Source organism: Amycolatopsis sp. NPDC114505, assembly GCF_055633615.1.
In genome coordinates this window covers 97,119-112,513 of record NZ_JBVKDV010000001.1, presented here as the reverse complement: position 1 = coordinate 112,513, position 15,395 = coordinate 97,119, and the positions used below count along the sequence as shown (strand labels likewise).

Here is a 15,395-nt window from a genome sequence, read left to right as displayed (position 1 = left end):
ACAAGAGAGACAGTGGTGCAACCTCAGGGTTGCACTTCAGTCCTCATCGGCCGGGATCTCGCCCGCGTCGGCCGCGCGGACCGCTTCGCGGCTCGCGGCCTCTTCGCTGACTCCCGTGCGCCAATAGCCGGTGAAGCAGATCCGCCGCTTGTCGACTTCGCGCTCCCGCACCAGGTGCCGCCGGACCAGCTTCACGACGCCCGCTTCGCCCGACACCCACGCGTACGGCGCTCCGCCGGGGAAAGTCGCTGTACGCACCGCGTCCAGCAATGCCTCGCCCAGCGGACGCGACCCGCGAAGCAGCCAGTGGACTTCGACGGCTCCGCGCGTCTCGAACGTCTGACGCTCTTCGCGCTCCGAGACCTCGATGTACGCCGAAACGCGCGTGCCCGCCGGAAGCTGCTCGATGATCGAGCCGATCGCCGGCAACGCCGTTTCGTCGCCCACCAGCAGCTGCCAGTCGGCCTCGGCGGGCAGGTCGTACAAGCCGTACGGGCCGGTGAACGCGACGCGGTCGCCCGGCGTCACGCGGGACGCCCACGCCGAGGCCGGGCCGCTGTCGCCGTGCAGCACGAAGTCGACGTCGATCTCCGCCGACGCCGGCCGGTGCGCCCGGACCGTGTACGTGCGCATCGGCGGGCGGAGGTCGTCGGGCATCGCGAGGTACGTGCGGTACCACGACATGACGTCGGAGGCGGCCTCCGGCAGCTCAGGCTCGTCCTGGCCCGGCTGGGGGAAGAAGACCTTGACGTACTGGTCGGGCGACCCGGCCGGGACTTCGCGGAAGGTGGCCGCCTCGAACGTCACGCGCACCATGTGCGGCGTCAGCGGCCGGACCACGGTCACCCGCGCCCGGTGGTACGTCAAAGCCGGTCGCTCCACCTGCGTCGTAATTAGGCGAGGCTAACCTAAATATCAGTGATCAGAACAGTCCCTCCTCACCGGGATCTTCGTCACCGCCGGGCTTCCAGCGGTACTTGCGCAGGTCGACGCGCTGGCCGTCGGCCAGGACGCCCTCCGCGCGCAGTCGTTCGAGCTGGTCGTGGACCAGGTGCGGTGCCGGTGTCCCGTTCGCGCGCAGGATCCGGTGCCACGGCAGGTCGTGCCCGTCCTCGGCCAGGATGGCGCCGACCATCCGCGGCGAGGGCGCGCCGGCGAGCGCCGCGATGTCGCCGTACGTCGCGACCGTGCCGGCCGGCACCGACTCGATGATTTCCCGCACGCGCTCGTGCAGAACGTCGTCCATACCCCCACTCTGCCGGAGGGGTACGACACTTTCGGTGGCCACCCGGCGCACGCTCCGGCACCTTCATCGCACGCAGCCCCGTTAAGGCGTGCCGGTGCCGCACCCACTACTCCGGTCGTGGTTCCATCGCTGGGTGAACGCGAGGCGAACGGCGCAGGCGGACGCGCGGCTGGTGCGCACGCCGATCACCGCCACACCCTCGTTCACCTGGGACGAAGGCGCCCGGCGGATGCTCTCCGCACCCGGGGGTTTCCGGCGCGTGCTCGGCGGTCCCGGCACCGGCAAGACGGCGCTGCTCGCGTCGGCCGCCACCCGCCGCATCGCCGAGGGCGCGGACCCCGAGAGCGTGCTGGTGCTCACGACGTCGCGCAAGTCCGCCGACGCGCTGCGCGCCGACATCACCCGCCGGCTCACCGCCGACCCCGACCAGGCCCGGCCGCTGCCCCGGACCGTCCGCGAGCCCCTCGTCCGCACGGTGCACTCGTACGCCTACTCGCTGCTGAGGCTGGAAGCGATGGCCGAGGAGCTCCCGCCGCCGCGCCTGCTCGCCGGGGCCGAGCAGGACGTCGTCGTCCGCGAGCTGCTCGCCGGTGACCTCGACGAAGAAGCCGGGTACTGGCCCGAGCAGCTGCGGCCGGCGCTGATGGTCCCCGGTTTCGCCGAAGAGCTGCGCGACCTGCTGATGCGGGCCGCGGAACGCGGGCTCGGCCCGGAGGACCTCGCCGAGCTGGGGCGCCGCCGCGGCCGCGACGAGTGGATCGCCGCCGGGCAGTTCTGGGCGCAGTACGAAGAAGTCACGCAGCTGCAGGGTGCGGGTGGCAACGCCCTCGGCGTGGCGAGCGCGCCCGCGCTGGACGCCGCCGAGCTGGTCACCTCCGCGCTGCTCGCCCTCGAAGACGACGACGAGCTGCGCGAACGCGAGCGCACCCGCGTGCGGCACCTCTTCGTCGACGACGCCCACCACCTCGACCCGCTGCAGACCAGCCTGGTCCGGATGATCGGGCACACCGCGGCCGAGTTCGTCGTCGCCGGCGACCCCGACCAGAACGTGTTCTCCTTCCGCGGCGCCGACGCGAGCCTGTTCGCCGACGCCGACCCGGACGGCAGCCGGACCGTCACGCTCACGACGTCGCACCGGCTGGCCCCGGTCGTCCGCCTGGCGGTGGCGAAGATCGGCGCGACGCTGCCCGGGCTGTCCCAGCACCGCAAGATCCTCCCGCCCGCGGGTGCTTCCGGCGGTAACGTCCGGGTCCGCGTGATGCCGACGCCAGCCGCCGAGGCGAGCTGGATCGCCGACCAGCTGCGGCGCGCGCACCTCGTCGACGGCGTGCCGTGGTCGGAGATCGCGGTGCTCGTCCGGTCGCCGGCCCGGACTTTCCTGGTGCTGCAACGCGCTTTGCGCGCGGCCGGCGTCCCGATCGGCTCGGCGACGGAGGAGCTGCCGCTGGCTCGCCAGCCCGCGGTGCGGCCGTTGCTGGCCGTGCTGAAGCTCGCGCCCGCGCCGGAGCTGCTCGACATCGACCTCGCCGAGATGCTGCTGTCGTCGTCGCTCGGCGGCGCGGATCCCCTGGCGCTGCGGCGGTTGCGCCGCGGTCTGCGCCGGCTCGAACTGGCCGGCGGCGGGCAGCGCTCGAGCGACGAACTGCTCGTGGAAGCGTTGCGCGGTGGGGACATCCTCGTCGGGCTGGCCGACGCCGAGGCCGAACCGGTGCGGCGCGTCGGCGGGCTGCTGCGCCTCACGCACCAGGCCGTGGCCCGAGGTGACGGCGTCGAGCAGGTCGTGTGGCAGCTGTGGAAGGAAAGCGGCCTGCAGGACAAGCTCCTGAAACAGGTCGAGCGCGGCGGGTCGCTGGGCGCGCAGGCCGACCGTGACCTCGACGCCGTCGTCGCGCTCTTCGACGCGGCCGGCCGGTACGTCGACCGGCTGCCTCGCGCGAGTGTCGCGTCCTTCGCGGATTACCTGGGGGCGCAACAGATCGCGGGGGACACCCTCGCTCCGGCGGCGGTCCCGTCCGACGGTGTCTCGCTGCTCACCGCGCACGCCGCCGCCGGTCGCGAGTGGACGGTCGTCGCCGTCGCCGGCGTCCAGGAGGGTGCGTGGCCGGACCTGCGGCTGCGCGGATCCGTGCTGGGCGTGGAACGGCTGAAGGACCTGATGTCCGGTGTGGACGATGACGCCGTCTCCGCGACCGCGCCGATCCTCGCCGAGGAGCGGCGCCTGTTCTACCTCGCGATGAGCCGGGCGAAGCAGACGCTGCTGGTCACCGCGGTGTCCGGAGAGGACGAACAGCCGTCGCGGTTCCTCGACGACCTCGAGGAGAACGGCGCCGACGACGGCGGCCTCGACTCGCGGATGAAGCCGCCGGGCCGGTCGCTGGTGCTGGCCGAGCTGGTGGGGGAGCTGCGCGAGGTCGTCTGCGACGACAAGGCCGATCCCGCGCGCCGGCGCCGGGCCGCGAAGCAGCTCGCCCGGCTCGCCGACGCGAAGGTGCCCGGCGCGCACCCGTCGACCTGGTACGGCCTGCTCCCGGCGTCGACCGACGAGCCGGTGCACCGGGCCGGCGACCTGATCCGGATCTCACCGTCCACAGTGGAAATCCTGACGAAGTGCCCGCTGCGCTGGATGATCGAGCGCCACGGCGGCAGCGACCCGGCCCAGCTGGCCGCGGTGACCGGGACGCTGGTGCACGGGCTGGCGGAGTCCGTCGCGTCCGGCAAGACCGACGCGGAGCTGCAGGCAGCCTTGGACGACGCGTGGGTGCGCGTCGACGCAGGTGCGCCGTGGTTCTCCCGGCGGGAGCGGCGGCGGGTCGAGCAGATGCTGCAGAACTTCGTCACGTGGCTGGAGCGCAGCCGCGCCGAGCTCAAGGCGGCGGGCGTCGAGCAGGACATCGAGGTCGAGCTGCCGGCCGGGGGCGAGGACGAGGTCCGGGTGCTGCTGCGCGGCCGCGTCGACCGCGTCGAGCTGGACGCCGAGGGCCGCCCGGTGATCGTCGACATCAAGACCGGCAAGGTCCCGGTGTCCGGAAAGGACGCTGAAGAACACCCGCAGCTGGCGGCGTACCAGCTGGCGGTGCTGCTGGGCGCGATCAAGGGCAGCAACGAGCCCGGCGGCGCGCGGCTGGTGTACGTGGCGAAGGCCAACAACAAGACGGGCGCGACCGAGCGGTCCCAGCCCCCGCTCGACGAGGTGGGCGGCAAGCAGTGGCTGGAGCTGGTCCGCGACGCGGCGGCGTCGGCGGCGGGGCCGGACTACCAGGCCCAGGAGAACCCGGACTGCGACCGTTGCCCGGCTCGCGGGTGCTGCCCGCTGCGGCCCGAAGGCAGGCAGGTGCCGGGCCCGTGACCCGTCGCGAAGACGTCGTGAGTGGGAAACAGTGTTCTAACCCTGTTTCCCACTCACGACCGGCCGGGAGGCGTGCGTGAGCCCGGTCGTCATCGCCAACCCCGTCGAGCCCGCCGAACTCGCTGACGCGCTCGGGCTGCACCGGCCGACCCCCGAGCAGGCCACCGTCATCGCCGCGCCCGTCGAGCCGTCGCTCGTGGTGGCGGGCGCGGGCGCCGGCAAGACCGAAACCATGGCCGCGCGCGTCGTCTGGCTCGTGGCCAACGGGATCGTCAGCCCCGACCGCGTCCTGGGCCTCACCTTCACCCGCAAGGCCGCGCGCCAGCTCGGCGAACGCGTCCGCGCGCGGCTGCGGCGGCTCGCCGGGTCCGGGCTGCTCGACCGGCTCGATCCCTCCGGCGGCCTGCGGTCCACTGTGGTCGCCGGCGAGCCGACCGTCCTCACCTACCACGCCTACGCCGGGCGCCTGCTGTCCGAACACGGCCTGCGGCTGCCGGTCCAGCCCGGCGTCCGGCTGCTGTCCGAGACGTCGTCGTGGCAGATCGCGCACCGCGTCGTGTCCACTTGGGACAACGAGCTCGACACCGACCGCGTCCCGCCGACCGTCACCGCGGACGTCCTGCAGCTGGCCGGTGAGCTCGGTGAGCACCTCATCTCGGTCGACCAGCTCGCCGAGTACACGACGTGGATGTGCCGCGTCATCGAGAACGCGCCGCGCGCCAAGGGACAGCGGGCCGCGCTGCCGCAGAAGCTCACGGAAATCATGGCGGCGCAACACTTCCGGCTCGCGCTGCTGCCGCTGGTCGAGGAGTACCACCGCCGCAAGCGCAACGAAGGCGCGCTCGACTTCGCCGACCAGATGTCGCTGGCCGCGCAGCTGGCGAGCGACTACCCGTCGGTCGTGCGCGGCGAGCGTGAACGCTTCGGCGCGGTGCTGCTCGACGAATACCAGGACACCGGGCACGCTCAGCGCGTCCTGCTGCGGGCGCTGTTCGGTGGCGTCGAGAACCAGCCGATGCCGGTCACCGCGGTCGGCGATCCGGCCCAGGCGATCTACGGCTGGCGCGGGGCGAGCGCGGCCAACCTGCCCCGCTTCACGACGGACTTCCCGCGTCACGACGGCGAAAAGCTCGTCCCCGCGAGCGATTTCGGCCTGCTGACGAGCTTCCGAAACCCACCGGAGATCCTCGACCTCGCCAACGCCATCGCCGAACCGCTGCGGGCGCGCGGCCTCGGCGTCGAACGGCTGCGGGCGCGCGAAGGTGCCGGGCCCGCGGACATCGCGTGCGCGCTGCTACCGGACATCCGCGCCGAACGCGACTGGGTGGCCGACGCCCTCGCCCGGCGCTGGCACGCCGTCCAGGAACAGACGGGGAAGCCGCCGACCGCCGCCGTGCTCGTCCGGCGCCGCGCCGACATGGCCCCGATCGCCGCCGAACTGCGGGCGCGCGGCCTGCCGGTCGAGGTCGTCGGGCTCGGCGGGCTGCTGGACGAACCCGAGGTCGCTGACCTCGTCTCGACGCTCAAGGTGCTCGCCGATCCGCTGTCGGGCAGCGCCGCGGCCCGGATGCTGACCGGCGCGCGCTGGCGGCTCGCGGCCGCCGACGTCGCCGCGTTGTGGCGGCGCGCGGGTGAGCTTTCCAGCCCGGAGAAACCGGACGGGCCGGAGCTGGTCGTGGAGCGCCTCGAGCAGGCCGGGCTGATCGACGCCATCGACGAGCCGGGCGCGCCGGACCGGTATTCCGACGAGGGCTACAAGCGCATCCGGCGGGTCGGCTGGGAGCTGTCGGCGTTGCGGCGGCGGCTCGACCAGTCGCTGCCGGAGCTCGTCGCCGACGTCGAACGCACGATGCTCCTCGACGTGGAGTCGTTGGCACGCCCCGGATCCGCCGGGCGCGCGCACCTGGACGCGTTCGCCGAAGTCGTCACCGACTACGCCGAAACCGCGCCGACGGCGACTCTACTGTCCTTTGTGGACTACCTGAACACCGCCGCGCACGCGGAAGACGGGCTCACCCCCGGTGAGGTCGAGGTCGTGCCGGACCGCGTGCAGGTGCTCACCGTGCACTCGGCGAAGGGCCTCGAATGGGAGGTCGTCGCCGTCCCGCACCTCGTGCAGGACGTCTTCCCCGGCCGACGGCGGTCGTCGTCGTGGCTGCGGACCGCGACGGCGCTGCCCGCGGCGTTGCGCGGTGACGCGCAGGACCTGCCGGAGCTGCGGATCGCCGAGGGCTACGACCGCAAGGAAGTCCAAGAAGGACTGGAGCTGCACGAAGCCGGGTTCGTCGAGCGGGAGCAGTCGGAGGAACGGCGGCTCTGCTACGTCGCGCTGACGCGGTCCGAGCACGCGCTGATCGTGTCCGGGCACTGGTGGAACGAGAGCAGCAGCCGGTCCAAGGGGCCGTCGGAGTTCCTGACGGAGATCGGCGACGTCCTGCGCGAGACCGGCGTCGGGCAGCTCGCCGAGTGGGCGCCGGAGCCGTCCGCCGACGACGAGAACCCGCTGGTGTCGGACTCGCGGACGGCCCGCTGGCCGGTCGACCCGCTGGCCGACCGCCGCACCGGCGTGCAGACCGGGGTGGAGCTGGTGTCCGAGGCACTGTCCGCTGTGGACTTGCCGGAGGAGTCCGAAGAGGACGATCCGGACGGCTGGCTGACCGACACCGACGTCCTGCTCGAGGAGTGGGCGCGCAAGGACGACCAGGTCAAGCGCGTCCCGCTGCCGTCGCGGCTTTCGGTGAGCCAGCTGGTCGCGCTGGCCGACGACGCCGGCAAGCTGGCGGCGGACCTGCGCCGTCCGCTGCCGGTGGAGCCCAACAGCTTCGCCCGTCGCGGCACGGAGTTCCACGGCTGGCTGGAGCGCCGCTTCGGAGGCGACCAGCTCATCGAGATCGACGACCTCCCGGGCGCGGCCGACTTCGACGAAGCGCCCGACGCGGACTTCGAAGAGCTGCAGACGGAGTTCGAGAAGAGCGAGTGGGCCTCCCGCGTCCCGCACGCGGTGGAGATCTCGTTCTCGGCCGACGTCGAGGGCATCACCCTGCGCGGCCGCATGGACGCGGTCTTCCGCCACCCCGACGGGTACTGGGAGGTCGTGGACTGGAAGACGGGCGCGGTCCCGCCGGAGTCCCGGCTGCCGGCGCTGGCGGTCCAGCTGGCGGCGTACCGGATGGCCTGGGCGGCGCTGAAGAACGTCCCGGTGGAGGAGGTCCGCGCGGCATTCCACTACGTCCGCGCGAACCGCACGATCCGCCCGGCCGACCTCCTGGACCCCGAAGGCCTCCGCCAAATCCTCCGCGACATCCCCGAAGCGTGACCCGAGAGGCATCACGCGTGTCTGGAGGGGCATCACGCGTGATCAGCGGGGCATCAGCCGTGTCTGGAGGGGCATCACGCGTGATCAGCGGGGCATCAGCCGTGTCTGGAGGGGCATCGCGCTGATGCCCCTCCAATCACGCGTGATGCCCGCCTGATCACGCGTGATGCCTGCTCAATCACGCGTGATGCCCGGTTATGCGTGGTCGCGGACTCGAAGGGCCCATGCGATCAGGGGCCACTGCAGGGGGAGGCGGGCCCAGGCCATCGCGCGTTGCGGGGCCGGCGCGGCGGACGCGTCGACGGCCATCTTCACGTTGCCCGGGAAGACGCCCAGGAACAGCAGTGCCGCGGCCAGGCCGCCCAAGCGGCGGGAGCGGGGGACCGCCACCGCGGCACCGATCGCCAACTCCGCGACGCCCGAACCGTACGTCCACGCCCGCCGGGAGCCCGGGAGGGAAGCGGGGATCAGGCCGTCGAACGGCTTCGGCACGGCGAAGTGCAGGACGCCCATCGTGCCCAGCACGCCGGCCAGGAAATGCGCGGGCCGTTGTGAAGTTGCCATGAGCTGATCGTTCCACGCGGCGGCCGGGTACTCCGTTCGGCTATCCTCCGGGCGTGAGTGACGCTCGACACCTGCCGCGGGGAGCCGGTGCATGAAGGCACTGAGGCGGTTGCCGCTGGGCAGTCTCACCGATCGGCCGGACCACGAGCTCGTCGGCGTCCTGCGGATGCCCGAGCTGACGGTCAGCCCGCTGCGCTCGATCATGAAGCGGGTCATCGGCGCGACGCTCGCGCTGCTGCTGACGGTGATCATCGTCTACGTCGACCGCGACGGCTACCGCGACGCCAACGGTGACGGCCTGTCCCTGCTCGACAGCCTGTACTACGCCACCGTTTCCCTCTCGACGACCGGCTACGGCGACATCGCCCCGGCCACCTCGTCCGCCCGCCTGGTGAACGTTCTGGTGATCACCCCGCTGCGGGTGCTCTTCCTGATCGTCCTGGTCGGGACCACGCTGGAGGTGCTCACCGAGCGCTCCCGGCAGGCGTTCAAGATCCAGAAGTGGAGGACGAAGGTGCGCGACCACACGGTCGTCGTCGGGTTCGGCACCAAGGGCCGGTCCGCCGTCAACGCGCTGCTCGGTGACGAGAACATCGCCCCGGGGCAGATCGTCGTCGTCGACACCGACCAGCAGGCCCTCGACGCGGCGAGCGCGCTCGGCCTCGTCGCCGTGCACGGCTCGGCCACCCGCTCCGACGTCCTGCGCGTCGCCGCCGTGCAGCACGCGCGCGCGGTCGTCGTCGCCCCGAACCGCGACGACACGGCGGTGCTCGTCACGCTCACCGCCCGCGAGCTGGCGCCCAAGGCGCACATCGTCGCGTCGGTGCGGGAGGCGGAGAACGTCCACCTGCTCAAGCAGTCCGGCGCCGACCAGGTCGTCGTCTCCAGCGAGACGGCCGGGCGGCTGCTCGGCATGGCGACGTCGACGCCGCTGGTCGTGGACATCATGGAGGACCTGCTCACGCCCGAGTCCGGGCTGGCCATCGCCGAACGCGCGGTGGAGCCGGCCGAGGAGGGCGGGTCGCCGCGGCACCTGTCCGACCTCGTCCTCGGCCTGGTCCGCGACGGCGTCCTGTACCGCGTGGACTCCCCGCAGGCCGACGCCATCGAGCCGGGCGACAAGCTGCTCTACGTCAAGAAGGTGACGCAGACGGAGAAGATCGAGCGGTAGGTCCGGTTCGCCCGGCGAGACCCGGCGAGACCCGGCGGGGACCTGGTGGCCGGGACCGGGGCGCCTGGGTTTTGCCCGCGGGATCTGGAACCATGGCGAAGTGCCCCCGCGATCACTCGATCTCAAGTGGCCCACGGTGGCGATTCCCGCCGCGGCGGGCTTGCTCGTCGTGCTGCTGTGCTGGCTCGCCGGGCCGGGGCTGCTGGGCATCACCAACGACGACTTGGGCGCACCGGTGACGGCCGAGGTCACCAAGCCCGCGCCGTGCGATCGGCCGGACGCGGTCGAGACCGTGAAGTTCACCGTCGCGGGCAAGACCCACGAGGGCACGCTCAACGGCTGCGGGCACGGCCAGGGTGAGCGCGTCGACGTCGGCGTCCCGGAGGTGCTGCCGGACCAGGGCACGGTCACGGTCCGCGTCGCGGACACGTCCGCCGGCGCTTCGGACGCGCGCCGTCCGATCGGCCTGTTCCTGCTGGTGTTCGCGTGCTTCTCGGGCGGGATGTTCGTCTACCTGTGGCTGAGCATCCCGCTGCGGCCGAAGCCGGCCCCGAAGGTCAGCTGACCTCGGACGACGGCGCCGCGAAGGTGTTGCAGTCGGAGATCCGGTTGCTCGTCGCGCCCGCCCGCCACCAGGACGCGTAGTGCGCGTTCGTCCCGTGGTCGTGGCTGCGGGACGTGTTGTCGCCGCGGGTCTCCTGGTCGTTCCAGGCCTTGTTGTACATGTCGCGGCTGATCGTGCCGCCCTGGTCGACGTGCGCGCCGAGGAACATGCCCGAGAAGCACTGGGCCTGCAATTCCTTGCGCCGCGACATCTCCAGGCCGGCGGGGCTGTTCTGGCCGGCCTCGTAGATCTTCTGCCAGGCCGCGTCCATCAGGCCGGCGACCTCCTGCACGTGGTGGCCGTACTCGTGGGCGAACAGGGCCAGGTAGACGCCGGGGTTGTTGCCGTACTGGTCGGTCTGCAGCCCGCGGAACGGGACGTACAGGTTGTTTTCGCAGTAGTACGCGGCGGTCGCGATGCCGACCTGGATGGTGCCGCACTCGGTCTCGAAGCTCGCGCCCGTCGGGAAGTGCAGTGCCGGCGACGTGAACGGCAGCCCGTAGGCGCTGAGGAACGGGCCCCACGCGGCGTCCAGGCACTTGCTGGCCGCGGTGAAGAACGCTTCCGCGCCCGCCTGCGTGCTCTGCCAGGCCGGCAGCGTGCAGACGCGGTTCTGGAGGCCGGCGTTCGGGTCCTGCAGGATCGGGTGGTCGGCGAGCTTGAGGATCTTCTGCGGACCGGTCGCGCTGGGTGCGGACGTCTCGGACGGCGGGCTCGACGCCGAGGCCGGGGCGCCCGCGCCGCCGGGCAGCTGCGACGGGACGTCCTGCGACGACGGGGTGTCACGGAAGTTCGCGTTGGCGAGCGGCGTCTCGCTGCGGTTGAGCGCGACGATCGCGACCAGCCCGAGCACCAGCACGGCCACCGCCCCGAGGCACACCCCGATCACTGCGGCCGGAGACCGGCGGCGCGGCGCGGACACGGTGTGGGGGCGGCCCAGCCAGGGAAGATCCGGTTGCGCATCCGGCACCGGCGGCGGCTGGACGGTTCCGCGAGGCGGTACCTGGCCGTGGGGCGGTTGCGTCACTAGGCAGTCCCGAAAGGTCTCGGTACGGACCGGGGGTACCCGATCCCGCCATTCAGCATATCGGGGGAATGGGGGCTCTCGCACCCGTCCGTGCGCACGCGGTCACCACGGACCGACGTCACCCCAGGTCTGGCCGGGTGCGACTGGCTCTGAAAGAGTGTTGCCAACCAGGTACCGCAGGCGAGGGGCTTCGATGACAGACACCGGTGGCGCGCCCGGCGACAAGGGCGACGACACGCCGACACCCAGCCAGGGCGTCCCGCGGATTCCCGCCCCCGGATCGGGTGATTCGAAGCCGGCCGAAGACCACTCCGCGTCACCGGCGACGCCGCCGCGCGGGTGGCAGCCGCCGGACGCCCAGGCGACCCCGGGACCGGCGACCCCGCCGGGCTGGGAGCGGCCGCCGACACCGCCGGCACCACTGCCGCCGTACGGCGGGCAGCAGCAGTACCAGCAGCAGTACCAGCAGCAGCGGCCCTGGAGCCCGCACGGGCTCGGCAAGCCCGGCGTGATCGCGCTGCGGCCGCTCAACATCGGCGACATCCTCGACGGCTCGATCACGGCGATCCGCCGGCACCCGGCGCTGATCCTCGGCATCGGCGCGGTGATGGCGGTGCTCACCTCCGGGATCACGTTCCTCGTGCAGAAGTACGTGCTCGCCGACTTCGAGAACCTCGCCACGACGGCGACCCTCGGCCCGGGCGCGACCGACGAAGAAGTGCGCAACCTCGTCTTCGGCACCTTCGGCGACCTCTTCCTCGTGCTGATCCCGACGCTGCTGATCTCGACCCTGCTGCTGGCGGTCACCACCGGCCTGATGGCCACGGTGATGGGCCGGGCCGCGCTGGGCCGCGAGGTCACCTTCGGCATCGCGTGGCGCGAGCTGCAGCCGCGCCTGCTGCCGCTGCTCGGCGTGGCGTTCGTGTACGGCCTGGTCACGACGGTCGGCCTGATGCTCTGCATCATCCCGGGCGTGCTGGCCTGGGTGTTCTGGGCGCTGGCCGTGCCGGCGCTCGTGCTCGAGCGCGGCACGTTCCGGGAGGCGTTCGTCCGGTCGATCAAGCTGGTCAGCGGCGCGTTCTGGCGGGTGCTGGGCATCCTGCTGCTGGCGCGGGTCATCCAGTCGCTCTTCGAGAACATCATCCAACTGCCGTTCGCCCTCGGCACCGGCGTCTTCGACCAGGTGCTCAACCCGGGCAAGGTGTCGCTGCCCAGCACCGGTGACCTGCTGCTGCAGTCGGCCGGGCAGATCATCTCCGGCACGATCGCGATCCCGTTCGTCACGCTGGTCACCGTGATCGTCTACCTCGACCAGCGGATGCGCCGCGAAGGCATGGACATCGAGCTGGCCCGCGCGGCCGGCGTGCAGCCGCCGCAGGCGTGGTGACGCTGCTGCTCACCGACGTCCCGGTCGACATCGACCGGGACGATGCCCGCCGCGCGGCGGCGGAGGAGCTGAGCGACCCGAAGTACCGGGACGCGCGGCCGAACTTCCTGCAGGAGGTCGGGCAGTGGCTCGGCGAGCAACTCGAAAAGCTGCTGAACGGCATGTCTTCGGTGGTGCCGGGCGGGATCTGGGGTGTCCTGCTCGTCCTCGTGCTGCTGATCGTGCTCGTCGTCGTGGTCCGGCTGCGCACCGGCAAGATCGCCCGCGCGTCCCGGGCCGACCGGACGGTCTTCGGCGGGAAGCGCCAGAGCGCCGACGACTACCGCCGCTCGGCCGCCGAGGCCGCCGCGGCCGGGCGGTACGGCGACGCCGTCCGCGACCGTTTCCGCGCCGTCGTCCGGGCACTGGAGGAACGCGCGCTGCTCGACGCCCGCTCCGGCCGGACGGCGGACGAGGCCGCCGCCGAGGCCGGGGTGCTGCTGCCGAACGTCGCCGCGGAACTGCGGGAGGGCGCGCGGCTCTTCGACGACGTCCACTACGGCGGCCGCGAAGGCACCGAAACGGCCTACCGCACCCTGACCGAGCTGGACGAACGCTGCCGCCGTGAACGGCCGGTCGCCATGGCGGGCTCGTGAGCACCTCGGTATCGCCGGACGTGCGCCGGATCTGGCGCGGTGTGCGGATCCCGCTCGCCCTGGTCGCGCTGATCTTCGCCGCCGGCGCCCTGCTGCTGCTCGGCCGCGGCGAGCAGACCCACGGCGCGCTCGAACCCGGCTCGTACGAACCCGGCGGCGCGCACGCGCTCGCGCAGCTCCTGCAGGACCAGGGTGTCGACGTCCAGGCGGCGCACACCGCCGACGAAGCCGACGACGCGATCAGCGAAGACGCGACCCTGCTGGTCACCCAGCCCGACCTCGTCCCGGCGAAGCGCCTCGACGCGCTGCGGGAGCACGCCGCGGACGTCGTCATCGTGACGCCGGGAGCCCCGACGCTGCACGACTCGCTGCCGCTCGTGCGCCCGGTCGGCCAGAGCGACGTCGGCACCCTGAGTCCGCAGTGCACGGTCGCCGCGGCGGTCGCGGCCGGCGACGTCACCCTCGGCGGCATCGGCTACGCCTCGCCCGGCGCGCGCTCGTGCTACCCCGGTGAGGACGGCGGCGGCACGCTGCTGCAGCTCGCCGACGCGGGCGGCACGACGACGCTGCTCGGCTCGTCGGCGCCGCTGACCAACGCGCGGCTCGCCGACGACGGCAACGCCGCGCTGGGGCTGCACCTGCTCGGGCAGCACCCGAAGCTCGTCTGGTACCTGCCGTCCACGGCGGACCCGGCGCTGGACGACACCCGCAAGTCGATCTTCGAGCTGATCCCGGACGGCTTCTACTACGGTGCCGCGCAGGCGTTCATCGCCGTGGCGCTGCTGGCGCTGTGGCGGGCGCGCCGGCTCGGCCCGGTGGTCACCGAACCGCTGCCGATCGTCGTGCGCGCGGCCGAAACCGCCGAAGGACGAGCCCGGCTGTACCGGCGGGCGAAGGCCGCGGGACACGCGGGCGAGACGCTGCGGGAGGCGTCGCGGGCCCGGTTGCGGACCGCGCTGGGCCTGCCGCGCGACGCCGACGCGGCGGCATTGGTGACCGCGGTGAGCACGCGCACCGGACGGCCGGCCAACGACGTCGGCGCGGTGCTCCACGGCCCGCCGGTGCCGGACGATCCCGCGCTGGTCCGGCTGGCCGGCGAACTGGACCAGGTGGAACGAGAGGTGGGGCGATCTTGACCAGCGAGAACGCGACGGGGGCCCGGGACGCGCTGATCGCGTTGCGGGCCGAGGTGGCCAAGGCCGTCGTCGGCAACGACGCCGCGGTGACCGGGCTGATCCTGGCGCTGCTGTGCCGGGGGCACGTGCTGCTCGAAGGCGTCCCGGGCGTGGCGAAGACGCTGCTCGTGCGGGCGCTGGCCGCGTCGCTGAACCTGGAGACCACTCGGGTGCAGTTCACGCCGGACCTGATGCCCGGCGACGTCACCGGCTCGATCGTCTACGACGCGCACAGCGGCGAGTTCTCCTTCCGCGAGGGGCCGGTGTTCACGAACCTGCTGCTCGCCGACGAGATCAACCGGACGCCGCCGAAGACGCAGTCGTCGCTGCTGGAGGCCATGGAGGAGCGGCAGGTCTCGCTCGACGGCAAGTCGCGGCCGCTGCCCGACCCGTTCATCGTGATCGCCACGCAGAACCCGGTGGAGTACGAGGGCACCTACCCGCTGCCGGAGGCGCAGCTGGACCGGTTCCTGCTGAAGCTGACCATGCCCGCGCCGTCGCGCGAGGACGAGATCGGCATCCTCTGGCGGCACGCGCAGGGCTTCGACCCGCGCAACCTCGCCGCGGCTGGCCTCAAGGCGGTCGCGGGTGCTCCGGAGCTGGCGGCCGCGCGGGAAGCCGTCGCGAAGGTGACGATCGGGCCCGAGGTCATCGGGTACGTCGTCGACCTGTGCCGGGCGACGCGGCAGCTGCCATCGGTGCGCATCGGCGTCTCGCCGCGTGGCGCCACGGCGCTGCTCGCGGTCACCCGGGCCTGGGCGTGGCTGGCCGGGCGCGACTACGCGACCCCCGACGACGTCAAGGCCCTCGCGCGGCCCGCGCTGCGGCACCGCCTGGACGTGCGGCCGGAGGCCGAGCTGGAGGGCGTCACCGCGGACGGCGTGCTCGACCGCGTGCTCGCGTCCGTGCCCGTGCCGCGCTGAC

General features: G+C 72.8%; 12 protein-coding genes. 8 read left to right on the top strand and 4 right to left on the bottom strand.

Going from position 1 to position 15,395, the window contains the following annotated elements:
* Positions 1–36 precede the first annotated feature (36 nt).
* Both ACZ7OU_RS00485 and ACZ7OU_RS00480 read right to left on the bottom strand, forming a co-directional pair.
* A complete protein-coding gene (locus ACZ7OU_RS00485; RefSeq protein ID WP_470253793.1) occupies positions 37–867 on the bottom strand; it encodes a siderophore-interacting protein in 831 nt (276 codons plus the stop codon).
* 55 nt (positions 868–922) lie between these two features.
* Positions 923–1,246, bottom strand: a complete 324-nt coding sequence (locus ACZ7OU_RS00480) for an MGMT family protein (RefSeq protein WP_364375660.1) — start codon at positions 1,244–1,246, stop codon at positions 923–925.
* A 172-nt stretch (positions 1,247–1,418) separates the two neighbouring features.
* Between ACZ7OU_RS00480 and ACZ7OU_RS00475 the strand changes: the two genes are divergently transcribed.
* Positions 1,419–4,592 carry an ATP-dependent helicase gene (locus tag ACZ7OU_RS00475; protein WP_470255853.1) on the top strand — a complete coding sequence of 1,058 codons (3,174 nt, stop codon included), beginning with the start codon at positions 1,419–1,421 and terminating at the stop codon, positions 4,590–4,592.
* 76 nt (positions 4,593–4,668) lie between these two features.
* A complete protein-coding gene (locus ACZ7OU_RS00470; RefSeq protein ID WP_470253792.1) occupies positions 4,669–7,908 on the top strand; it encodes an ATP-dependent helicase in 3,240 nt (1,079 codons plus the stop codon).
* Positions 7,909–8,103: 195 nt separating this feature from the next.
* Here ACZ7OU_RS00470 and ACZ7OU_RS00465 read toward each other — a convergent pair whose 3' ends face one another.
* Entirely contained in the window at positions 8,104–8,472 is a 369-nt protein-coding gene (locus ACZ7OU_RS00465) for a DoxX family protein (RefSeq protein WP_470253791.1), read from the bottom strand.
* 91 nt (positions 8,473–8,563) lie between these two features.
* On the opposite strand from ACZ7OU_RS00465, the gene ACZ7OU_RS00460 reads away from it, so the two are divergent.
* Complete coding sequence (locus ACZ7OU_RS00460) at positions 8,564–9,643, top strand: potassium channel family protein (protein WP_470239128.1); 1,080 nt, start codon at positions 8,564–8,566, stop codon at positions 9,641–9,643.
* 136 nt (positions 9,644–9,779) lie between these two features.
* Complete coding sequence (locus ACZ7OU_RS00455) at positions 9,780–10,208, top strand: P-loop NTPase family protein (protein WP_470240735.1); 429 nt, start codon at positions 9,780–9,782, stop codon at positions 10,206–10,208.
* Here the strand turns inward: ACZ7OU_RS00455 and ACZ7OU_RS00450 are convergent.
* Positions 10,201–11,217 (bottom strand): neutral zinc metallopeptidase, encoded by a 1,017-nt coding sequence (locus ACZ7OU_RS00450; RefSeq protein ID WP_470239127.1) that lies wholly within the window; start codon positions 11,215–11,217, stop codon positions 10,201–10,203. The genes ACZ7OU_RS00455 and ACZ7OU_RS00450 overlap by 8 nt on opposite strands.
* A 250-nt stretch (positions 11,218–11,467) precedes the next feature.
* Here ACZ7OU_RS00450 and ACZ7OU_RS00445 point away from each other — a divergent pair, with 250 nt between their 5' ends.
* The 4 genes from ACZ7OU_RS00445 to ACZ7OU_RS00430 are packed head-to-tail and all read left to right on the top strand — an operon-like array spanning position 11,468 to position 15,394.
* Positions 11,468–12,661, top strand: a complete 1,194-nt coding sequence (locus ACZ7OU_RS00445) for a hypothetical protein (protein ID WP_470253790.1) — start codon at positions 11,468–11,470, stop codon at positions 12,659–12,661.
* Positions 12,655–13,296 carry a DUF4129 domain-containing protein gene (locus tag ACZ7OU_RS00440; RefSeq protein ID WP_470253789.1) on the top strand — a complete coding sequence of 214 codons (642 nt, stop codon included), beginning with the start codon at positions 12,655–12,657 and terminating at the stop codon, positions 13,294–13,296. Before ACZ7OU_RS00445 ends, ACZ7OU_RS00440 begins: the two co-directional genes overlap by 7 nt.
* Positions 13,293–14,432: a DUF4350 domain-containing protein gene (locus tag ACZ7OU_RS00435; RefSeq protein WP_470239124.1), complete on the top strand. Its 1,140-nt coding sequence runs from the start codon at positions 13,293–13,295 to the stop codon at positions 14,430–14,432. The genes ACZ7OU_RS00440 and ACZ7OU_RS00435 overlap by 4 nt, the downstream gene beginning before the upstream one ends.
* Complete coding sequence (locus ACZ7OU_RS00430; protein WP_470239123.1) at positions 14,429–15,394, top strand: AAA family ATPase; 966 nt, start codon at positions 14,429–14,431, stop codon at positions 15,392–15,394. Before ACZ7OU_RS00435 ends, ACZ7OU_RS00430 begins: the two co-directional genes overlap by 4 nt.
* The last annotated feature ends 1 nt before the right edge of the window (position 15,395 follow it).

Coding starts and splice junctions, on each gene's coding strand:
- ACZ7OU_RS00480 (WP_364375660.1), bottom strand. CDS start 1,246: ATGGACGACGTTCTGCACGAGCGCGTGCGGGAAATCATCGAGTCGGTG.
- ACZ7OU_RS00465 (WP_470253791.1), bottom strand. CDS start 8,472: ATGGCAACTTCACAACGGCCCGCGCATTTCCTGGCCGGCGTGCTGGGC.
- ACZ7OU_RS00460 (WP_470239128.1), top strand. CDS start 8,564: ATGAAGGCACTGAGGCGGTTGCCGCTGGGCAGTCTCACCGATCGGCCG.
- ACZ7OU_RS00445 (WP_470253790.1), top strand. CDS start 11,468: ATGACAGACACCGGTGGCGCGCCCGGCGACAAGGGCGACGACACGCCG.